Annotated in this window: 18 protein-coding genes and 1 other annotated feature; of the genes, 10 read left to right on the top strand and 8 right to left on the bottom strand. The window is 36.5% G+C overall.

The annotated features are described in order from the left end of the window. Positions 1 to 61 precede the first annotated feature (61 nt). Together OU989_RS01515 and OU989_RS01510 are read left to right on the top strand one after the other, a co-directional pair. Complete coding sequence (locus OU989_RS01515) at positions 62 to 910, top strand: ABC transporter ATP-binding protein (protein ID WP_274795352.1); 849 nt, start codon at positions 62 to 64, stop codon at positions 908 to 910. Beyond that, positions 907 to 1,614 (top strand): ABC transporter permease, encoded by a 708-nt coding sequence (locus OU989_RS01510; protein ID WP_274795350.1) that lies wholly within the window; start codon positions 907 to 909, stop codon positions 1,612 to 1,614. Before OU989_RS01515 ends, OU989_RS01510 begins: the two co-directional genes overlap by 4 nt. Here the strand turns inward: OU989_RS01510 and ldmS are convergent. Next, positions 1,611 to 2,786, bottom strand: a complete 1,176-nt coding sequence (gene ldmS, locus OU989_RS01505) for an L-aspartate--L-methionine ligase LdmS (RefSeq protein ID WP_274795349.1) — start codon at positions 2,784 to 2,786, stop codon at positions 1,611 to 1,613. The genes OU989_RS01510 and ldmS overlap by 4 nt on opposite strands. A 113-nt stretch (positions 2,787 to 2,899) precedes the next feature. Continuing rightward, a complete protein-coding gene (locus tag OU989_RS01500; protein WP_274795348.1) occupies positions 2,900 to 3,484 on the bottom strand; it encodes a GNAT family N-acetyltransferase in 585 nt (194 codons plus the stop codon). 97 nt (positions 3,485 to 3,581) lie between these two features. On the opposite strand from OU989_RS01500, the gene pdxR reads away from it, so the two are divergent. Both pdxR and OU989_RS01490 read left to right on the top strand, forming a co-directional pair. Continuing rightward, entirely contained in the window at positions 3,582 to 4,952 is a 1,371-nt protein-coding gene (gene pdxR, locus OU989_RS01495; RefSeq protein ID WP_274795347.1) for a MocR-like pyridoxine biosynthesis transcription factor PdxR, read from the top strand. Between the two features lie 265 nt (positions 4,953 to 5,217). Further along, the gene (locus tag OU989_RS01490; RefSeq protein ID WP_274795346.1) at positions 5,218 to 6,024 is read left to right on the top strand and encodes an EcsC family protein; all 807 of its coding nucleotides are present in this window, start codon (positions 5,218 to 5,220) and stop codon (positions 6,022 to 6,024) included. A gap of 160 nt (positions 6,025 to 6,184) precedes the next feature. Here the strand turns inward: OU989_RS01490 and OU989_RS01485 are convergent, their stop codons facing one another. Beyond that, complete coding sequence (locus OU989_RS01485) at positions 6,185 to 7,153, bottom strand: quinone oxidoreductase family protein (protein WP_274795345.1); 969 nt, start codon at positions 7,151 to 7,153, stop codon at positions 6,185 to 6,187. Positions 7,154 to 7,216: 63 nt separating this feature from the next. On the opposite strand from OU989_RS01485, the gene OU989_RS01480 reads away from it, so the two are divergent. Both OU989_RS01480 and OU989_RS01475 read left to right on the top strand, forming a co-directional pair. Further along, positions 7,217 to 7,840, top strand: a complete 624-nt coding sequence (locus OU989_RS01480) for a hypothetical protein (protein WP_274795344.1) — start codon at positions 7,217 to 7,219, stop codon at positions 7,838 to 7,840. A 52-nt stretch (positions 7,841 to 7,892) separates the two neighbouring features. Further along, positions 7,893 to 8,156, top strand: a binding site (T-box leader). Between the two features lie 65 nt (positions 8,157 to 8,221). Beyond that, positions 8,222 to 9,463, top strand: a complete 1,242-nt coding sequence (locus OU989_RS01475; RefSeq protein WP_274795343.1) for an MFS transporter — start codon at positions 8,222 to 8,224, stop codon at positions 9,461 to 9,463. 100 nt (positions 9,464 to 9,563) lie between these two features. On the opposite strand, the gene OU989_RS01470 is transcribed toward OU989_RS01475, so the two are convergent. After that, on the bottom strand, positions 9,564 to 10,292 hold the full coding sequence (locus OU989_RS01470) for an IclR family transcriptional regulator (RefSeq protein ID WP_274795341.1): 729 nt from the start codon (positions 10,290 to 10,292) through the stop codon (positions 9,564 to 9,566). A gap of 431 nt (positions 10,293 to 10,723) precedes the next feature. Between OU989_RS01470 and OU989_RS01465 the strand changes: the two genes are divergently transcribed. After that, entirely contained in the window at positions 10,724 to 12,328 is a 1,605-nt protein-coding gene (locus OU989_RS01465; RefSeq protein ID WP_274795340.1) for a M20/M25/M40 family metallo-hydrolase, read from the top strand. Between the two features lie 88 nt (positions 12,329 to 12,416). Continuing rightward, positions 12,417 to 13,913, top strand: a complete 1,497-nt coding sequence (locus OU989_RS01460; RefSeq protein WP_274795339.1) for an alanine/glycine:cation symporter family protein — start codon at positions 12,417 to 12,419, stop codon at positions 13,911 to 13,913. Positions 13,914 to 14,013: 100 nt separating this feature from the next. Here the strand turns inward: OU989_RS01460 and OU989_RS01455 are convergent, their stop codons facing one another. From OU989_RS01455 to OU989_RS01440, 4 genes are all read right to left on the bottom strand, one after another. Next, the gene (locus OU989_RS01455) at positions 14,014 to 14,964 is read right to left on the bottom strand and encodes a methyl-accepting chemotaxis protein (protein WP_274795338.1); all 951 of its coding nucleotides are present in this window, start codon (positions 14,962 to 14,964) and stop codon (positions 14,014 to 14,016) included. A 137-nt stretch (positions 14,965 to 15,101) separates the two neighbouring features. Next, positions 15,102 to 16,286, bottom strand: coding sequence for an NAD(P)/FAD-dependent oxidoreductase (locus OU989_RS01450; RefSeq protein ID WP_274795337.1), 1,185 nt, complete (start codon positions 16,284 to 16,286; stop codon positions 15,102 to 15,104). Between the two features lie 45 nt (positions 16,287 to 16,331). Beyond that, positions 16,332 to 16,760 (bottom strand): helical membrane plugin domain-containing protein, encoded by a 429-nt coding sequence (locus tag OU989_RS01445; protein ID WP_274795336.1) that lies wholly within the window; start codon positions 16,758 to 16,760, stop codon positions 16,332 to 16,334. Between the two features lie 419 nt (positions 16,761 to 17,179). Beyond that, positions 17,180 to 17,797 carry a TetR/AcrR family transcriptional regulator gene (locus OU989_RS01440; protein WP_274795335.1) on the bottom strand — a complete coding sequence of 206 codons (618 nt, stop codon included), beginning with the start codon at positions 17,795 to 17,797 and terminating at the stop codon, positions 17,180 to 17,182. A 125-nt stretch (positions 17,798 to 17,922) separates the two neighbouring features. On the opposite strand from OU989_RS01440, the gene OU989_RS01435 reads away from it, so the two are divergent. Together OU989_RS01435 and OU989_RS01430 are read left to right on the top strand one after the other, a co-directional pair. Further along, entirely contained in the window at positions 17,923 to 20,109 is a 2,187-nt protein-coding gene (locus OU989_RS01435) for an MMPL family transporter (protein ID WP_274795334.1), read from the top strand. Between the two features lie 147 nt (positions 20,110 to 20,256). Next, positions 20,257 to 21,117: a PucR family transcriptional regulator gene (locus OU989_RS01430; RefSeq protein WP_274795333.1), complete on the top strand. Its 861-nt coding sequence runs from the start codon at positions 20,257 to 20,259 to the stop codon at positions 21,115 to 21,117. The last annotated feature ends 64 nt before the right edge of the window (positions 21,118 to 21,181 follow it).

The raw sequence follows: 21,181 nt of genomic DNA, 5'->3' as shown, positions 1-21,181 counted from the left end.
ACTGTGAGCCTTACTATTGTTGATTATAGTATAGACATCAACAACAAACAGGAGGTTACACATGAACGCAGTGATTGATGTGCAACATTTGAAAAAAACTTTTAATAAAGAGACAGCATTACAAGATGTTTCCTTTACTATTCAGAAAGGCGAAATATTTGGCTTTCTTGGACCGAGTGGTTCAGGTAAAACTACTACTATTAAAATATTAACCGCACAAACAGATAAATCTGCTGGCAATGTTCTATTATTTGGTCAGCCAGCAACTGACATGAAGCAAAGTCAAAATCGAAAACGTTTTGGTATTTTAACAGATAATAGTGGACTGTACACAAGACTATCTATTGAGGAAAATTTATTACTCTACAGTAATTTATATGAGATACCTAATTCTGCTGTCAAAGAAGCTTTAGACTTTGTCAATTTATATGCAGACCGAAAAAAGAAGATTAGTCAGCTCTCAAAAGGAATGATTCAACGTGTTACACTTGCACGTGCCATCATGCATAAGCCCGAATTATTGTTTTTAGATGAGCCTACTTCTGCACTTGATCCTGTCAATACGCAGCATATTTATAATGGCTTAAGAAGATTAAATGATATGGGGACAACTATTTTTTTAACAACCCACGATATGAGCGAGGCAGAAATACTTTGTGACCGTGTTGCTTTCCTCCATAAAGGGAAAATCCGAGCAATAGGAGCTCCAAAAGACCTAAAAAAAGAATTTGGTACTGACACTATTACAGTAGAGCTTAAAAATGGTGCTCAGGAAATTATAGAAAATGGTGCTCAGGATGCAGAAAAATTATATCAATGGATGCAATCAGAGCAAGTTAGATGTATCTATACAAACGAGCCAACACTTGGTGACATTTTTATGCAAATAACAGGGAGTGATTTAGTATGAATATTTCAATGACACGTATTCAAGCTATATTGATGAAGGATTATAAGGAATTCTCACGTAACTATGCTGTATCATCTATGGTGTTATTACCACTTGTAATGGCATTTTTATATAATCAAACAGGTGCAAATACCATTAACATATATTTCTTACCAATTAATTTAACGTTCTCCATAGTGACCACCTACGTACAATGTAGTTTAATTGCAGAAGAAAAAGAAAAAAACACTCTTCGCAGTCTCATGCTCTCCCCAGCCTCACTTGGAGATATTTTGATTGGTAAAAGCTTGTTTGTTCTAATTATTACAATTGTTTCTGTAGCACTGGCTATTTTTCTAGTTGGCTACGAACCTGCGAACCTTTTTATCTTAGCAATTGCATTATTACTTTCTGCTGTGTTTTATATTGCTCTAGGTACAATTTGTGGATTATTTGCTAAATCAATCATGGAAGCATCTATCATTGTGCTGCCTATAATGTTGATCTTCTCATTCGGTCCTATGGCCTTAGCTCTATCTTCGACTTACCCAATCTTAAAATTAGCGGAATGGCTCCCAAGCTCACAGTTATTACTTTTAGCGGAAGCATTAGAAGGTAAGTACACTATGACAGATGTGATTATTCCTATGATTACGATTATTGTATGGTCTCTTCTTTCTTGGATTTTAGCGGCAATTATCTATAAAAAAAGAATGGTCGATTAATGACCATTCTTTTCTTCTTCATACACTAACTTCTGCTCTAGCTTTTCAATTTCATCTAGTGTATCAGCATACCATATGCCAACGAATCTAGATGCTATAGGCTCTTCAAAGTAATCGCCATCATAGAAAGATAGCGGAAACAACGTCCCTTGTTCAATCAATGTCTTGATTGTTTGAAAAAAGTGCTTATTCTTTTCTGGGCTTGGTGCTGCATAAGAAGCAAATTTATTAATGGGCTTCCCTAAAGCTTCATGAAACATCAGCATAGAGGTAGAACCATTTTGACGAAAATTTAAGTCTATGGCTTGAACATCTCCCGCCTCCGTGACGATTAAATCAAAGCCAGCCACTCCAACAAAACCTTCTTCAACACCACGTTCCATAATATGTCTTCCCACTTCAATAACTTTTTCAGGGACTTTTTCTACTATAATATTCCCTTCATAAATGCCATTATCATCGGTAATTTGTTGAGAGGCTCCCAAGTATTGAATACCTAGCTCCTCTGAATAAACAAATTGACAGCTATAATTGTCCTTTGTCTGTAAAAGTTCCTCAATAATTATGCTCTCCGTACCGGTCATTCTAAATTGCCGTAAGCCTTCTGTTAGCTCTTCTTTATTATGACAGATGATGACACCATACCCCCCAGATGTTGGAGAATCATCTCCGGGCTTTAGTACAACTGGTGGCTGCCAATTTTTAATGGCATCCGAAAGTCTATATGTCTCAACATTTAAACGGCTCGGCACGAATTTACTGTCGATTAGATGATCGATATATGCTTTTGTATTCAGCTCATTAAATTTCTCGGCATCCATCCAATAGCATTGACGATCCATGTGCTCCAAGTCATGGATATATTGACAAACAATTGTCTTTCCTTCCTCACACCAAGATTGAATTTGTGCCAAATATTCCTCTTTGGTTTCATAACTATAGGGCTGTTCAACCCAAGGTAACCCTGCCACTTCATGTAGCTCTTGAGCTTTTTCTGTTTGTGTGGCTCGGTGTACTAATACGGGGATATCAGCAATAGCTACTTCTCTTGAGGTTAAAGCATCTAGCTTATGAGGATCATCCATCATCCAAGGATTATCACTATACGGTGTTCTTGGTGTATACACAGCATTATCACCATAAATTTGTCTTAAAGTATATTTTGGTTTCAAGTAGATTACCCTCTTTCAAGTTTTAGGTACTCTACCCTTCCTATTATTTTTTGACACTTTTTATAAGAAAAAACGGATTTATCGATTAATTAAATTCCATTTTATACCTTTATTTATTTACTTTGCACTAATAAATCTTCTACATGTTTTTTCACCTGTGGCCATTCTTCAATTGTAATACTGTACATCACTGTATGCCGAATTGTCCCATCTTTGCGAATCATATGATTACGCAATATCCCTTCCTTTGTGGCACCTATACGTTCAATAGCTCTTTGAGAACGGATATTTTCATGATCTGTTTTGATTTGAACTCGTTGTAAATGAAGGTATTCAAAACAATATTGTAATAATAAATATTTACAATGGGTATTAATAGCTGTGCGCCAGTATGCGGGTGTCAGCCATGTATACCCTATCTCTAGTCGTTGATGCTTGTCATCAATATCCATATAACGAGTAGAGCCAATAATATTCCCCGATTGTTTATCCACAATCACAAAAGGAAACTCAGTTTTACCGCTTCTTGTAAGTAGTGCGTTTTCCACAAAGTTATTCACATCCTCCCTTTTTTCTATAGTTGTGGACATATGTGACCAAATCTCTGGATAACTACCTGCCTTTAGAAGTCCTTGAATATCGCTTAACTCTAAAGGCTTTAGTTTGACTACTTCATTTTCTAATGTAATGAATTCCACTACACTTCACTCCTTTTCTACTTATTTAACGACAAAATTGATATGATGGATATATCCAATTATTAAAAAAACGACCATACCAAAGGAGGTTTTGAATGTGGAGCTCTCTATTTCATTTACAGGAAATTCAGCTAAGTACATACAAATCTATGAAGAAATAAAGCACTCTATTTTAACTAAAAGATTACTCGCTCATGAGCAATTGCCCTCAAAACGTGCTCTTGCTCAAATGCTGGATGTCAGTGTGCATACTATAAAGGAAGCCTATGAACAATTACTTGCAGAAGGCTATATTTATAGCAAAGAACGATCCGGTTATTACATTGCTCCATTTGAATTTGATTGGCTGCAGCAGCATGTCGAACAACAAATTGCTGCTCCAAGCACAACCAACCCCCAAGATAACATACAATTCGATTTTACTAATGGCCATGTGGATAACGAAGCGTTTCCTTACGCTGTTTGGCACAAGCTCATGAAAAAGCATTTTAATTGCGACAACTTATCAACAAGCCCTTGGGAAGGAGAAACTGTTTTACGTATGGAGATTGCCCGCTATGTAGAACGCTCCCGAGGGGTCGTGTGTGACGCTTCACAGGTGTTTATTTATAGTGGTACGCAAAGCCAGCTTTTAGCCCTCTGTCTTTTTCTTGGTTCAACTACTCGGGTTGGTTTAGAAGAACCAGGCTTTAAACGAGTACGTGCAATCATACAGCAGTGTGGATTATCAACAGAGGCAATTCCTGTGGATAATTCGGGAATAACACTTCCCTTAAAAACAATTCACATGTTATACACAACACCGGCTCACCAATTCCCCTTGGGCATGATTATGACAATGGAAAGAAGAGCTGCATTGTTACAATGGGCTATCTCGAACGAGACTCTTATTATAGAAGATGATTACGATTCGGAGTTTCGGTTTAAGGGACTTCCAATCCCTTCATTAGCTAAGATGGACCAGCTTCAACACGTTATCTATTTCGGAACATTCTCGAAAACATTGCTCCCATCATTACGTATAAGTTATATGATTCTACCAAAATCTTTAGTCGCACCATTTATGACCTTCCACCAAGAGCAAAAATCGGTTGTCTCCAAAGTAGACCAGCTTGTCTTAGCAGATTTTCTCGCACAAGGACAATTCGATAAACATTTGGCTAAAATGCGGACAATTTATCGTAAAAAACAGCAAGCATTACTGACATCTATCTCTCAGCATTTTTCAAATGACTTTCAGGTAATCGGTGAAAAATCAGGGCTCCATATTGTTTTGAAGTTACCTCATTATCTTACTGAGAAAAAAGCGATCCAGCTTGCACAAGAAGTAGGCATTCGTGTCTACCCTTGCTCTACTGCCTATCAAAATGGAACCAATGAGGCAATGGTCATTATTGGTTACGGTGGACTGACACTTGGGCAAATTAATGATGGCATCGCGCTGCTTGCTTCTGTTTGGCAACGCTGACTTATTCTTTATTTGTCGAAATACTCATTAAATAAAGCGAAACCTTTAAAACATTTTTTCGTATATCAATTAAGCCTCAGATTCTGCATAGATCACTTTGGTACAGCTAAACAAAGCGTTCAGATTTTATCGAGCAAGGCTTAAAAATCTCCTCTTCAAAATCTGAGACATCCGTTGGAGGCTAGATCTAGATTCGGCAGACCTTAAATAAATAACATATGCTAAATCATTAAAATTAAATGGACACATAAGGGGATTAAACGAGATGGAGAACCGTGAGCAATTAGAACAGCATTTACAGGAAATTAAAGTATGGGAAAAAGATCAAAAAGATTTATGGTTTTGGGAAAAGTTAGGACGAATACCTTTTAAGCTTTTAGATAAAATGACCCCAGTCTTTATTCAAAATAAAATCGCTTTATTGGTTGATGAATTGGGAAATTATATTCAATCAGGAGGAAAGTATTTAATTAGTGAGCAAGCAATGATGCAAAAAATCCGTAACCATTCTTCCACTCAACACATATTGACCATTGCTGATATCGGTCAAATCCCATTAGAAAACATGATCACTCTTAGCGATCAATTACAAAATGAGCGTGTAAAGTTTGCTACCGTTCAAGGAGCTTCTACTGGCTTTGGTGGAATCTTTACGTTAGCTATTGATATTCCTGTTATTTTAGGAACAGCATTAAAAACATTGCAGGAAATTGCCATGATTCATGGCTATGATCCGAATGATAAAATGGAGCGTATTTTTATTGTGAAGTGCCTACAGTTTACTTCTGCTGATATTGTTGGTAAAGAAGCGATTTTACAGGAGCTTTCTACAATGAATAGCACAAAAAAAGCTTCGGACAATATGATTTCTCAGCTTCAGGGTTGGCAGGAGGTTTTTTACACATATCGCGATCAACTAGGCTGGAAAAAGCTGTTTCAGATGATTCCCATTGCAGGGATGGTTTTTGGAGCTTATGCCAATAAAGGGATGATACAGGATGTTGCAGAAACCGGCATTATGCTCTATCGAAAAAGACGTATTTATGAAAAATTAAATGAATTAGAATGTTGATGAAAAAAGATGGTGCAAAAGTGTTAAGCAAAATAGCCCCTTAAAAGTTTTAAGTGGAACAGCAAGGCCTTGCCCGTAAAATTGCTATTGATTGATTTGTTTTCAGTACTAAAAAAGATGATACTCTTTACTATAAGAGCGTCATCTTTTCCTTACTTTTTTATATTTTAATAAGTATTTTCCCTTGATGCTGTCGGCTCTCCATAAAATCATGCGCCTTTTGCATTTCCTCTAAACTAAACACTTTAGCAATTGGCACATGGAAGCTGTCTTCTTTTAATAAAGTAAAAATATCCTGCGCAACTTGTTGTAACATCTCTGGTTTTGAAGCTCTAGTTGTGCCTAAGCTAAATCCTTTTATATTACGGCAGCTACTATGTAAATCTGATGTTTTAATGTTTCCTGCACGGCCTCCACTATTGCCAAATTGCACAAGTGTTCCATAAGGTGCTAGACAAGCCAAACTTTCTTCGGTTATAGCTCCTGCAATCGAATCAAATACAATATCAACACCGCGGCCATCTGTTAATTTATTGACATGATTACTAAATTGATCGTATATGAGGACATGATCTGCACCTAGTTGTTCAACAATTGTAGCCTTCTCTAAATTACTTACCGTACCAATAATTTGTTTTGCACCAAGCTTTCTTGCCATTTGGATGAGCATTGTCCCTACTCCACCTGAAGCAGCATGAATTAATACAGCATCATGTTGACTAATGGGTGCTATCTGATGTGTTAAGATATACGATAAAAAAGAAACAGTCGGTACAGCTGCAACCTTTTCAAAAGGTACATTACTTGGAACTTTAAAAACTAATTGCTCCTTTGCTATCACATATTCTGCGTAAGCGCCACTTTTGGGGAATGCAATGACTTGGTCACCCTTTTGAAAAGCACTGTTATCACCGAAAACCTCTTCAATAACACCAGCAACATCTAAGCCTAGAATCATCGGGAAATTCGCTTTCGCTTTATTACCCGTACGGTTTTTAATATCTGCATAATTGACACTAGTAAAAGATGTGCGTATTAAAACCTCTCCTTCAGAGATAGTAGGCTTAGGACAATCTATATATCTTAAAACATCAGATCCACCAAACTCATTCATAACAATTGCTTTCATTTATTTCCCCCTCCTTGTTATAGTAAATTATAAACTAAATATAGAAATAATGGAGGAACCTACATGAAAATCAAACCGAAGCAAGATATGTACAACGGTATATCCTACAACTTTTTTGATAACAATAGCGATAAAATATGTTTTATGTTCTCTGGGACTGGCTATAGCTATGACAAACCTATTCTTTATTATTCAAGGTTACTTGTGCTAGAACTCGGCTATGATGTCATTCAAATTAATTATACATTTGCACAACAGCAATTCGAGCAGGAGCCTCAAGCTATTTCGAATATGGTTTATAGCGTTGTCAATCCTATTGTAGAAGACTTTTTACAAACAAAACCTTATTCACATGTTATTTACATAGGGAAATCTTTAGGTACCATGCCTATTATCGATTTTTATATGCAGCGACCTTCCTTGATCCCTGCTAATTATGTGCTCTTTACACCCCTGTTGTCACTGGAACATACATTGACAAATCTATTAGACAAACATGCCTTTTTGGCAATTGGCACAGCTGACCCCCATTATTCACAGGAAAAAATAGCACAATTAACTTCACATAAACTTTCTGTTTTCGAAAATCTTGATCATTCACTTGAAATCCCTTCTAATATAGCGCTCACTATTCAGTGTTGTCAGTCGCTAATGAAACAATTAAAGGCATTTCTGCAAATTAATTAAGTAAATTTCCAACGGGTTATTTACCAGAAATATCTATCTATGCTACACTATCAAAAATACAGTGAAGAGAAGAGTAAATAAGGCTGTTCTTCCCAGAGAGCTCGAGTTGCTGAAAACGAGCAAGAACGAATTATTGAAACAAGCCTCGGAGTAGCGCATTGGATTTCTATCTGACTGATGGTGCGACGGGAACTCCCGTTATAGAGTTACCGTATAAGCATAGGCACTATGTCGTACTGAAAAGGCTATTATAGTGACATAATAGTGAACTAGGGTGGCACCACGTGAGTATAAATTCCACAATCTCGTCCCTAAGACTATACGTCTTGGGGGTGGGATTTTTTATTTGCAAATCACGACTTTGCTGAAGGAGGAATTTATATGAAAAAATCTTTAGAGGCCTGGCGCTATCCTGCTATCCTATTGTGTAGTATTGGTATCTCTAGTATTGGTGAATGGATCTATTTTATTGCCTTAAATCTGATTGTCTTGAAGCTTACAGAATCAGCTCTTGCTGTTTCTGGCTTATATATTGTAAGAGCATGCTCATCCTTGCTCACTAATTTTTGGTCAGGAAGCCTAATCGATCGTTTTAATAAAAAAAATTTAATGATTATTTTAAATCTTTTTCAATCTATACTAATCGTTTTACTCCCTTTCTTTTCTAGCTTAGTATCAATTTATATCTTAGTCTTTATCATTACAGTAGCTAGCACTATGTATCATCCAACATCTATGACTTATATCACTAAATTGATCCCTAATGCACAACGGAAACGTTTTAATTCCCTGCGTAGCCTTCTCGATTCTGGGGCATTTTTAACTGGTCCTGCTATTGCTGGTTTACTATTTACACTTGGAACACCCAATATGGCCATATACTTAAATGCAATTGCTTTATGTCTATCAGCCTGTATAACCTTTAAGATGCCTAATGTTGAAGCTAATGAAAAATTTGATAATGTAACAGAAAAAGCATCGCTTTACCGAGTCTTACTATATGATTGGCAAATGGTCATACGTTTTAGCTTAAAAAATCGCTACGTCATGATGATCTATTTGTTGTTTAGTACTACCGTCGTTTTGATGACAGCAACCGATTCTTTAGAGGCAGCTTTTGCAACACAAGTTCTTGCATTGTCAGAAGGACAATATGGAATTTTAGTCAGTCTCGCAGGAGCAGGTGTGTTAATTGGCTCTATAACCAATTCAGCATTTGTCGAAAAAATTCCTACAGCATGGCTCATCGGTATGGGTTCTCTTTTAACAGCAGTAGGTTATTTGGTTTTTACTTCATCCTTTACTTTTCTTATTGCTGCTTTAGGATGCTTTCTATTGTCATTTGCAACTGCTTTTGCGAATACAGGGTTTTATACATTTTATCAAAATAACATTCCCACTAAGAGCATGGGGCGAATTGGAAGTATTTACGGATTCTTTGAAGCTCTTTTTATCATTATATTCACCGCTGTATTTGGGTTAGTTGCTGAATGGATGACAATCCGTGCAGTTGTCGTTAGTGCTTCCTTTTTCATGTTGTTAACCGCTATTATTCTACTACTGTTAACTACACGACCTTCGAAAAGACGCTATTACCAAGGCATTGAGAGTAGCAGGAAATAACCATTCTTTCTAAAACTGAAGCATTTGTGTTTTAAAAAAATTTAACCATCTAACGTCTACTATACATTGACATTAGATGGTTATTAAAATGGAGAATGTTTTAGATATATCCTAATTCAAATGAAAGCTGCTGTGCTGTTTTAATTACTTCTTTTGTTATACTCTCCAATTTTTCAGCATCTGTATCATATTCAAAGCATTCAGCGCTGATTGCTGCAATTGGTTGTTTATTTGAATCAAAAATAGGTGCTGCTATTGATACTGTTCCCTTTGTTTTTTCCCCAAAGCTTATGGCAAATCCTTTTTCTCTCACACCATTGAGCTTCTCAATCAATTCTTCTTTCTCTTGCTCTTCAAGTTGTTTTAAAAATTGCTGCTGTAGCTCACTTCTAGAAAATGCAAGCAACACTTTATTAGGAGCTCCGATAGGATACGGGATTTTCTCACCAATCATATCAATAATACGTACATTTTTAGGACTATCAATTCGATCAATAATAATGGATGCAAACTGTTTTGCAATACTTAAGTAGATCGTTTCACGAACATTATAGGCAAGGTTTTCTAAGAGAGGATGCGCTTTTTCCCTGATATCTGTTTCATGATACATTTTCATACCAAGTTGCAACCATGTATAGCCCAGTCGAAATTCCTTTTTATTATCATTTCTCTCTACTAAATCAAAGTTTTCTAATGTATACAATATTCTGTAAATTGTGCTAGTTGGTAGGTCTGTTTCATTAAAAATTTCCTGCACAGAAAAAAACCGTTTTGGATGTCTTGCTAGCATATTTATAACTACCATTGCTCTTTCTATTGATTGTATCATTCCATTTCTCCCTTCCATTATCCTATATGACCTCTACTCTAAAGCTTTACAGATCTAAAATAGCTGTTAGGGGAATAATTTAGAAATTACAATTCATGCAAATTATCAAATCTTTCATGTGCTTTTTAAATTTAACATGTAGCCCCTGCTTTTGAATGTAGTTTCATTTTATTTTAACTAATTTTTAAATATTTAAATAGATGCTAGATGAAATATGTCTAGAGGAAATCACTATTAGTACGGAAAATTACAAGTATTCTTAAAAATTAAAATTGACAATTTTATATTTTCCCTTTACGATAATTTATATTCCATTATGCAGATTAAATTTCGTATAGTGGAATTTATAAATTAAAGGTAATCCAAATAACACACTTTATGATTTATATAATTTTCAAAAAATTACAATTTACTATAAAAGGAGAAATTTTATGAATACTTTTATGTGGAATACACCTGAAAAACTACGTGCCCTACTTTGTGAAATTGTTAGCTGGGAAAGTCGAACACTAACAAAGGGCGAAAATGAATTTGCCTATAAATTAAAAGATAAATTGTTAACGCTTCCATATTATAAAAATCATCCTGAGTATATTGAATTACATGATGCCGGTTTAGGAAGAAATGCTGTAACAGCCTTATATAAGCATCCAGCGGCAACGGAAACAGTCGTGTTAATTAGCCACTTTGATACTGTGCATACGGAGGAATATGGAGAGCTAGAGCCATTAGCTTTTTATCCAGAGGAATTAACTAAAAAGTTAATGGAACCGAAATATAAAAAAGATTTGCCAGAGGCAGCTCGAATTGATTTGGAGTCTGGTAATTATTTATTTGGCCGCGGCACAATGGATATGAAAATGGGTCTGGCGTTACATATGCAGTTGATTGAAAAAGCTAGCTTTGAGCAATGGCCGATCAATCTATTATTGACAGCTGTGCCGGATGAGGAAGTGAACTCTGCAGGTATGCGAGCAGCGGTAGTAGAGCTTGTAAGACTACGAGAACAACATGGTTTAACGTATAAATTATTTTTAAATAGTGAACCGTCCTTCTCACAAGGACCATCTGATACGAATGAATATATTTATTCAGGGACCATAGGTAAGATCATGCCCGCTGCCCTGTTTTATGGGAAGGAAACCCATGTTGGTGAGCCATTAAAAGGCATGACTGCTAACTTTATTGCTTCCTATATGACACAGCATATGGAGTGGAATCCACTTTTCCGTGAAAGTGATTTAGGTGAAAGTACACCACTACCCGTCTCGTTACAATTAAAAGATTTAAAAATGGAATATTCTACACAAACGCCCTACCGTGCGGCAGCCCTTTACAATGTCTTTTTGCTAAAACGTACAGCTGCAGAAGTGATGGCTATTTTTGAACAGGTTGCACTAGAAGCTATGGCTGCTTGTAATGACCACTATGAGCAAATTTGTACACGAGAAAATGTACAGGGCGTAGGCAAGGTAAAGGTTTTACGTTACGAAGCTCTATTGGAACATGCCATCGAAAAATTAGGTGCTGAAGAAGTACAAGCAATTAAACAGCAAGTTCTACAGCATAGTGAATGGGATGATCGTGAAAAATCCATTCGCATCGTAGACCAGCTCATGATTCGCTGTCAGGAATTAGCACCAGCGACGGTTCTGTTATATGCACCACCATACTACCCTGCCATTAATTCATCCAATCATCCACTAGTAAAACAGTCGATTGAATTGATGAAAAAGACAGCCCAAACATTTGGTGTTGAAGTAGAACAAATTCATTATTTTAACGGGATTTGTGATTTAAGCTATGTAAACTATTCAGATGCATCCAATGAGTGGCTAGCCTTTGAACGAAATACACCTGTCTGGGGCGAAACGTATAGCATTCCATTTAAAGAAATGACAGCCCTCCAAGGCCCTGTCTTAAATGTCGGTCCATTTGGCAAAGATGCACACCAAAAAACAGAACGATTACATGTAGATAGTGCTTTTAAAGAAATGCCTATGATGATTGATACGTTAATTAAAAGCTTATTGTAAGAAAAACTTCATTCAAAATGGTTTTCACTATCTCTAATTTGAATTGTCACCAATGTATCTAGGATGAATATAGAAATGAGGTTGTTATATGGATTTTGCCGCTTTAACAGGGAAAATAGCAGGGATTATTTGGAGTAATGCTTTAGTTTATCTTTGTTTAGGAGCAGGAATTTATTTTTCACTTCTCATGAAGTTTCCACAGCTACGTCTTTTCAAAGATATGATTAAACAATTGTTTAATAGGAAAAAATCAGCAAATGGTGTTTCATCTTTTCAAAGTTTTGCTATGGCATTAGGTGGCCGTGTTGGTATTGGTAATATCGCCGGTGTAGCGACAGCAATTTATTTCGGAGGACCAGGAGCTATATTTTGGATGTGGGTCATCGCCTTTTTAGGTGCTGGTGCTGCCTATATTGAGTCCGCTCTAGCACAAGTTTGGAAACAAGAAATTGCAGGCGAGTATCGTGGAGGACCAGCCTACTACATCGAAAAAGGGCTGAAAAATAAGCCATTTGCTATACTGTTTGCCATTGCTACTATTTTAGCAACTGGTTTCACTGGCTCTGGTGTCCAAGCCTTTAACATTGCAGATTCTACAAAAAGTGCATTCGGGATTTCACCAATAATCACAGGTATCATTGTTTCGGCAATATTTGGATTTGCTATTTTCGGCGGAATCAAAAGGGTTGGTAAAGTTGCTGAGTATGCTGTACCGTTTATGGCAACAGCTTACATACTTCTTGCGTTCGTTATCTTATTTATCAATATAAAAGAAGTGCCTGCTATATTTGCATTAATTTTTAGCTCTGCCTTTAATTTAAATGCTGCATTCGGAGCTGTTTTTGGGAATGCCATTATGTGGGGAGTAAAAAGAGGTGCTTATTCAAATGAAGCAGGTCAAGGTACAGGAGCACAAGCAGCTGGTACCGCAGAAGTATCTCACCCTGCCAAACAAGGGCTTGTACAAGCATTCTCTGTCTATGTAGATACATTACTTGTTTGTACAGCTACAGCCATTATGATTATCTCTACAGGTAGTTACAATATCGCCCATCCTAACGGTGGATTTATAGTCGAGAATCTTCCTGGAGTTGAAGCGGGTACAGCTTTCGCTCAAGAGGCTATTAACTCATTTATTCCTGGCTTAGGAAGCCCGTTTGTAGCAATCGCTGTATTCTTCTTTGCCATTACTACAATGCTTGCTTTTGGAGTATATACAGAGAGTAATGTTGCTTACTTATTTAAAAACAGTAAAAACTTTGGGACTATTTCAGTTGTTGTAAAGGTACTATTGGTTATCTCCATCTTTTTCGGTACTATTCGTTCATCCTCGACGGCTTGGAATCTTGCGGATATTGGTGTAGGAACCCTTGCTTGGTTAAACCTAATAGCTATTATCCTATTAACAAAGCCAGGTATTGCTACGTTGAGAGATTATGAGGAGCAAAAGAAAATGGGGCTTGATCCAGTATTTATTCCAGAGAGATGCGGTATAAAAGATGCAGAATTATGGAATGACATTACTGAAAAGAACTATCCAGATCAATTAGCCGCTTTAAAAGAAAAAGTTGGCGATTTTAAATAAACAAATGAACCCTGTAATAGACACTTTAGGAGGTCTATACAGGGTTTTCTTTATTAAACCTTAAAATTTTAGAATGGTTTCAATAGTGTAACCTATTTATTTATTCAGTTGGGAAATATTTTACTTGCTCTACTGCTGCTAAAAGTTTTTTCGTCACAATTTCGGATTCATCAATATGGCTTGTTAGGACATGATTAGTTTCATCGAATAAGGCTGTTGTCGTTTTAAATTTATGCATCACATCTTCGTTTGATAGTTTTTGATCTTTAATGGAATCTAATAGCTCATTAATTCCTCTTTGAACATTGGTCATAATTTGTAGTAATTGATCAATTTTCACTGAGGTTTTAGCACTTTTATCAATACCTTCCGTTACTAGCTGCATATTATTTTTATTATCTTCGTAAGCATGTGCAATTTGTTCCTCAATTTTCTTTGTTAAATTTGCAATATCCTCTGTGCTAGTTTTCGTGTTTTCAGCTAATTTCCGAACTTCCTCAGCAACAACTGAAAAACCTTTACCATGCTCCCCTGCTCTTGCTGCTTCAATTGATGCATTCAAAGCTAGTAAATTTGTTTGATTTGAAATTTCCCCAATAACATTTACTATTTCTGCAATTTGCTTGGATCGTTCACTTAAATGGCTCATGCTTAAAGAGGTTTTCTGAGATTGCTCTCCTAATGCATCAATAAGCTGTTCAACTTCATGGACAGCTTGCTTGCTTTCTACTGATAATGTCATCATTTGATCGGATGAAGAAATTAATACATTGCCTTTATCTAGTGCGTTTTCAGAAATCTCCTTAGATTGAATTGTGCTTGCCTCTACTTTATTAAACTCTCCCACAATATCAGCAACCATTTCTCCTAAAATTGCATGCTGATTATTTACCTTGTTATGTTGTTCAATAGTTTCAATGATTTCCTTATGTAACAGATTTAAAAATAATTGAAATTCATGGTCTTTTTTATCTAATGTCGCATTTAGCTCATCAATTTTCTTTTTAAATTGCTCAACATCCTCTTCTTTTGATCGAAATATCGTGAACATCGTCCTATCACCCCAAGTAAATTTTTCCTATCCAATTAATTTTATCCATTACCTTACGATTAATCAATAATATCCCAGGTTTTTACACAAAAAAAATCCCCTTAAACGCAAAATTGCATTTAAGGGAATTCACTATTTTAATATGCTAAACCGAATAAAGCTTTAATATGTGTTAAATAACGAATGTTAGAAGCTTCTTTCATTAATGTTGCAGGAAGACCTTTAAGCTCTGTGTTGCTAGCTCCGATTGTAGCAACAGCATCTTTACGACCTAAGCTTGCAAGTGTACCAGAGTTAACTGCTGAGAATGGTTTCATTTCTTGGTTTTTATATTGTGCAAATACATTATAACCAGCGCATTCACCCATTTGCCAAGCAACTTGTGCAGTTGGAGCGTAAAGCGGACGACCACCATCTGCTGGTAATGCAACAGACGCGTCACCAATAACAAATACGTCTTCATGAGATGTAGATTGTAAGAATTCGTTGATTGTTGCTTTACCACGATCAGCTGCTAGACCTGATTCGCCTACGATTGGAAGTGGAGCAACTCCACCTGTCCAAACAAGTGTATTGGCAACAATTGGTTCACGATCTTTAAGAGAAATAACATTACCATCCACACCAGTTACAGGCGTACCAGTAATAAATTCTACGCCACGTTTTGTTAAGCTTTCAGTAGCGCGTTGGATAAGTGTATCTGGAAGTACTGGTAAGATTTTTGGACCAGCTTCAACAAGCTTAATTTTAAGATCAGCAAAATTAACACCGTGTTTTGCAGCGATTTTCGGGAAGTTGTCCACGATTTCACCAACAAGCTCAACACCTGTTAAACCGCCACCACCGATAACGATTGTTGCGTCTGCTTCATCTTTAGACTGAGCATATGCTTTAATGCGGTCTTCAATATGCTTGTTAATTTTGTTGGCATCATTTACTGATTTAAGTACCATTGAGTTTTCTTCTAATCCTGGGATACCGAAGAATCCAGTTTGGCTTCCTAAAGATACAACAAGTGTATCGTAAGTTAATGTATAGCCATTATCTAAATCAACTTTTTTAGTATCTACATTGAATTTTGTTACTTTCGCAATGTGTAGATCGATATCTAAACCTTTAAAGATTTTTTTAAGTGGTAGAGCAACAGCACCTTCTGCAATTGTACCACCAGCTAAACGGTGAAGCTCAGTGATGATTTGGTGTGTTGGAAATTGGTTTACTACAGTAATTTTAGCTTCATCAGCTGATAGATACTTACGTGCTGTTAATGCAGTTAAAACGCCAGCATAACCTGCACCTAAGATGACGATTTCTTTTGACATGATTAATTAATCCTCCGTCCTTACGAATTGAATTTACCTTGAGTCTTATTTAGCTTTACGCTCTGCATTTACTTGTAAGAAAGCATTAACAAAACGGAAAACATTTTGAACTTGAGGGTCTTTTAACATTTTCACAAGACCGAATAAACCAATTACTTCATGGCTTTCAGCTGCACGGTCTTTAGCTTCAATTGCAGTTGCTGCAAGGTTTTTCGCAGAGCCCACTACAGGTCCAGCGATTTCTGTTACTGCTCCAACAGTATCATTTTTAAGCACTTCGTCTGTTGCAACAGCTTGAGCAAACTCGTATGATTTCGTTAATAATGTCATCATTTCAGTTAACTTTGGTAATTGCTCAACTAAAGTTGTAAGAGATTCTTGAACTTCAGGCTTTAATAATTGATCTAGCACATCTAATTGTTCTTTGCTCACAGTTACTTGCTCAGCCTGTGTTTGGTTATTCGTTTCTGACATTTTGAACTCTCCTTTGCCATCACTAGTACTATTTTTTATTGCCTACATGTAAAAAAGACCATTAAGGTAAAACTTAACAGTCGTTACAGCGTATATCTTACACATTCACCAGTCACAAGGGCTGGATAGCGTTTCGTATGACTTGTTATTACAATGTTTACTTTAAACCGCAAAAAGCGCATCATAATACCATCCTTATCTTGTCTTGGTGACATTACAACCTTCATTATAAGGCTGTTTGTACATTATTTCAATGAGCTAAATCACAATTTCGACAATCTTTTCAAAATTCATTGATTTCGTCAACTATTTATTGTATTTACGTTTGTATTTTGTCCTAGATGTAAAAAAATACTATTAGGAATTTTGCGCAAGCTATTTCTACGAAGATTCCATTTGTTTTCACCTAAAATTTAGTCTTAAACTTGGACAGAAAGCCAGAAAAATTCCACTATTTCTTTTGCAGCAATTGCCTCTGTTTGAAATAATCTATTTCCATCCCCATCTTTAAAATATCCTACAGACATCAGTGCCATGAAGGTATGGGCAAAAAATGTTGAATTTCCTTTTCTAATAGTACCCTTATCCATTTCCATTTCCATGGCTCGCTCAATCGTTTGGTACATTCTGTTTTCAGAAGCATGAACTTGACTTAACTGGTCTTCTGATAAATTAATGGCCGCCTCTTTCATAAAATTTTTCATATCAATATCGATTGTTGCTGATAAATGAATCTCAACAAGCTGTTCAAGCCGTTCTTTAAATGGTTTCGACTGCTCTAAAATTTGTAGGATAGATAGCTTGATACGATCCATCATTGCGATTAATGCAGATGTATATAACTCGCCTTTAGTTGGGTAGTAGTAATAGATAGTCGCCTTTGTTACGTTACAAGCTTTTGCTACATCATCCATCGACACATTTTTGTAGCCCTCTTTAATAAAAAGCCTTGTGGCCGTTTCAAGAACAATATCTTTTGTTGGTTTCGCATTTTCATCATGGCGAGGTCTCCCGAGAACACGCGGTGATTGTTTCATCAAGTTCGCCTCCTTAAATAAAGCATTGTTTTAACACATATTATAACATATTAATATTTCTTGATTGATTAATTAACCTTCTAGTATATATAATTAAGTCACTTACATGAAATGGAGGTCTTTTGATGAAAAAACATCCACTTGAGCAATGGGGCTCAATGGTTGCAAGTAAAAAGGGGCGATTAGTAGCACTAGCTTTTTGGGTGTTATTAGTAGTTGTGCTGTCATTTGCTTGGCCACAAATCAATAGCATAGAAAGCGAGTCGGGCAAAAATTTACCTGACACTGAAATGTCTGAACAAGCGGCAGCGATTATTGCAGAGCAATTTCCTAATGATGCTGGAACACCCTTATTGCTAGTATGGCATCGTGACAGTGGTCTAACATCCGATGATTTTTCAGCAATCCAGCGTGTTTACAGCGAGCTTTCGGCAAAGCCATTAGCTCATCAAACTCTTGTCCCACCATTTGACCAAATGCCAACTCAAGCTTTAATGGCTTCTACTTCCGAAAATGGCACCACAATAGTAACACCTGTGTTTTTTGAAAAAGGAGTCGCGACAGATTTGCTACAGGATAGTTTGGATAATCTAACAAAGATTATGGAGCGCTACCAAGTCCAACAAGATAAAGAACTTTCCAGTGATGGACTTCATGTGCGTTATTCTGGACCAGTTGGGATTGCTACAGATGCTGTTAGTTTATTTTCTCAAGCAGATGTAAAACTATTAATAGCAACAGTATTACTTGTTTTAGTATTACTTATTATTATTTACCGTTCACCATTGCTAGCTATTATTCCTTTACTTGTTGTTGGGCTTGCCTATGGTGTTATCAGTCCGACCTTAGGTTTCTTTGCTGACCATGGATGGATTGATAAGGATTCACAAGCAGTTTCTATTATGACTGTTTTACTTTTTGGTGCGGGGACTGACTATTGTTTATTTTTAATATCTAAATATAGAGAAATTCTCTTTGATGTGGAGGATAAGACTGCCGCTATGAAGCTGGCTGTCAAAGAATCAGGCGGTGCTATTTTAATGAGTGCCTTAACAGTTGTTATTGGTCTAGCTACACTCAGTCTTGCTCATTATGGTGCATTTCAGCGTTTTGCTGTCCCATTTAGCTTTGGCGTGCTGGTGATGGGAATTGCTGCTCTTGTTGTCCTACCGGCTATTCTTGTACTAATAGGGCGCGTCGCTTTCTTTCCATTCATCCCCCGTACAGAGCAAATGGCCACTAAAAAAGGTAAGAAACAACATAAGCCTTCCCATAAGGTTAGCCATAAAATCGGACATTTTGTTACGCATAAGCCATGGATTGTTATCACCATAACGGTAATATTACTGGGAGGATTAGCAGCATTTGTTCCACGTATTCAATATACCTTTGATTTACTGTCATCCTTCCCGAAAGATATGCCGTCTCGAGAAGGTTTTACATTAATAGAAGAAAATTTTTCGCCTGGAGAATTAGCACCTGTGCAATTAGTTATTGATACTGAAGGGGCTAATGTTAATTTACAGCAGCAACTTACAGCAATCTCCTATATTGATGGAGTTGAAGATGTACGAACAGGCGAAAAAAATAATGACATTCAATTATACGAACTCACTTTAAATGCCAACCCATACGCAAAGGAATCATTAGCCCGTATTCCTGATCTTAAAACTAAGGTTATTAAAATTTTGGAGGATCAAGGACTTACTAATGCGGAGAAGCATGTATGGATTGGTGGAGAAACTGCTAGCCAATATGATACAAAACAAATAACTAAGCGTGATGAAACGGTGATCATGCCAACGATGATTGCATTAATCGCATTACTATTGTTTGTCTATTTGCGTTCCATTACAGCTACTATTTATTTATTAGCAACCGTTATTATTTCTTACTTCGGTGCATTAGGCGCTGGATGGTTAATCTTACACCACATCATGGGGGCAGAGGCCATTTCTGGAGCTATCCCACTGTATTCCTTCGTGTTCTTAGTCGCACTCGGAGAAGATTATAATATCTTTATGATTTCGGAAATTTGGAAAAAACGTAAAACAGTCAATCATTTAACAGCTGTAGAAGAAGGTGTAGTTCGGACGGGAAGTGTTATTACATCTGCTGGCCTCATTTTAGCAGGTACATTTGCTGTTCTTGCCACATTACCGATTCAGGTACTTGTACAATTTGGTGTTGTAACAGCGATTGGTGTGCTTCTCGATACATTCATTGTAAGACCATTGCTAGTTCCAGCAATCACAACAGTACTTGGTAAATATGCATTCTGGCCAGGTAAGTTATTTAAAAAAGACGCTTAAAGGATAACACGGATATTAGCATTAGGTATGTAAACTATCATACTAGCTAATATTCGTGTTTTTGTATGATTACTATAAATATTTCTTCATATATATAACTATACGAATTCGACCTATTTTTCTTTCAATTTAAAAGGAGTTGTATGTATGGACTATCAAAAATTACAGCAACGCTTCCCTTCATTAAGCCCCTTTTCCAATAAAACGGATGAAAACTATGTATTTAATTTTAATAATCAGCTCTATGAAATTCCAAAACACACGATAACACAAAGTGAATTAGAGCTATTGCAAATTTTCTCAGGCCCTATTGCTTTGCCAAATGACTATGACCTTGTCTGGTTAGAATATTTAACAGATAAGTCGGATGTTGCTCCTACAGTCCTTCCTATGCACCGTTTAATATTTCTCCACTTTGACAAAGCATTTACAGCACCATCTTTACTACGAAAAGTCTTCGAAGCTTTATTGGGAAAGGATATTCTATTGATATCACTTCATCCCCAATTATTCACCATTATAGAATGTATCGAGGGCAATGAAATATTAAACCTTGCTCATTATCTCGACCCTTTAATAGAGAACATTGAGGTTCATTTTAAAATCTTCGTTTCTGATGTAATACAAGACATTAGCACGACAAAGGAGCAATTTAACTGGTATGTCCAGCTACAACAATCGATTTGGACTTACACAAATAAGCATGTGCTCACACAGCAAGAGCTTTTAGTGCCATACGTAGCTCAGCATACAGAGCCTCAAGCGAAAGATATTTTTATCTCCTCTATCTTAAAAAATGCTACCTCTCAGCCTGATTTACTTCATACAATAAAACAATTAATAGAATACGAAGGTAATATCACAGTAGCCTCAAAAAAGTTGTATATGCACCGTAATACACTACAAAATCGCTTAGAAAAATTCCAGCAACTAACACAAAAGGACATTAGGCAATTTTCTCATCGACTAGAGGTTTATCTCGCCATTATTTTCTTGGAGTCACATTAAGGTCAACTGCACAATTTATACCCCCACCACTGTGCACCATTGCCCTATCGTTCAATTAAGAAGT

It is taken from the genome of Lysinibacillus irui, from assembly GCF_028877475.1.
In the GTDB taxonomy this organism is placed as follows: Bacteria; Bacillota; Bacilli; order Bacillales_A; family Planococcaceae; genus Lysinibacillus; species Lysinibacillus irui.
This window is presented reverse-complemented; position numbering and strand designations above follow the sequence as displayed.

Coding starts and splice junctions, on each gene's coding strand:
- OU989_RS01440 (WP_274795335.1), bottom strand. CDS start 17,797: ATGAAACAATCACCGCGTGTTCTCGGGAGACCTCGCCATGATGAAAAT.
- OU989_RS01455 (WP_274795338.1), bottom strand. CDS start 14,964: ATGTTCACGATATTTCGATCAAAAGAAGAGGATGTTGAGCAATTTAAA.
- OU989_RS01470 (WP_274795341.1), bottom strand. CDS start 10,292: ATGATACAATCAATAGAAAGAGCAATGGTAGTTATAAATATGCTAGCA.
- OU989_RS01485 (WP_274795345.1), bottom strand. CDS start 7,153: ATGAAAGCAATTGTTATGAATGAGTTTGGTGGATCTGATGTTTTAAGA.
- OU989_RS01445 (WP_274795336.1), bottom strand. CDS start 16,760: ATGTCAGAAACGAATAACCAAACACAGGCTGAGCAAGTAACTGTGAGC.
- OU989_RS01450 (WP_274795337.1), bottom strand. CDS start 16,286: ATGTCAAAAGAAATCGTCATCTTAGGTGCAGGTTATGCTGGCGTTTTA.
- OU989_RS01480 (WP_274795344.1), top strand. CDS start 7,217: ATGAAAATCAAACCGAAGCAAGATATGTACAACGGTATATCCTACAAC.
- OU989_RS01460 (WP_274795339.1), top strand. CDS start 12,417: ATGGATTTTGCCGCTTTAACAGGGAAAATAGCAGGGATTATTTGGAGT.
- OU989_RS01490 (WP_274795346.1), top strand. CDS start 5,218: ATGGAGAACCGTGAGCAATTAGAACAGCATTTACAGGAAATTAAAGTA.
- OU989_RS01510 (WP_274795350.1), top strand. CDS start 907: ATGAATATTTCAATGACACGTATTCAAGCTATATTGATGAAGGATTAT.
- OU989_RS01465 (WP_274795340.1), top strand. CDS start 10,724: ATGAATACTTTTATGTGGAATACACCTGAAAAACTACGTGCCCTACTT.
- OU989_RS01475 (WP_274795343.1), top strand. CDS start 8,222: ATGAAAAAATCTTTAGAGGCCTGGCGCTATCCTGCTATCCTATTGTGT.
- OU989_RS01515 (WP_274795352.1), top strand. CDS start 62: ATGAACGCAGTGATTGATGTGCAACATTTGAAAAAAACTTTTAATAAA.
- OU989_RS01430 (WP_274795333.1), top strand. CDS start 20,257: ATGGACTATCAAAAATTACAGCAACGCTTCCCTTCATTAAGCCCCTTT.
- OU989_RS01435 (WP_274795334.1), top strand. CDS start 17,923: ATGAAAAAACATCCACTTGAGCAATGGGGCTCAATGGTTGCAAGTAAA.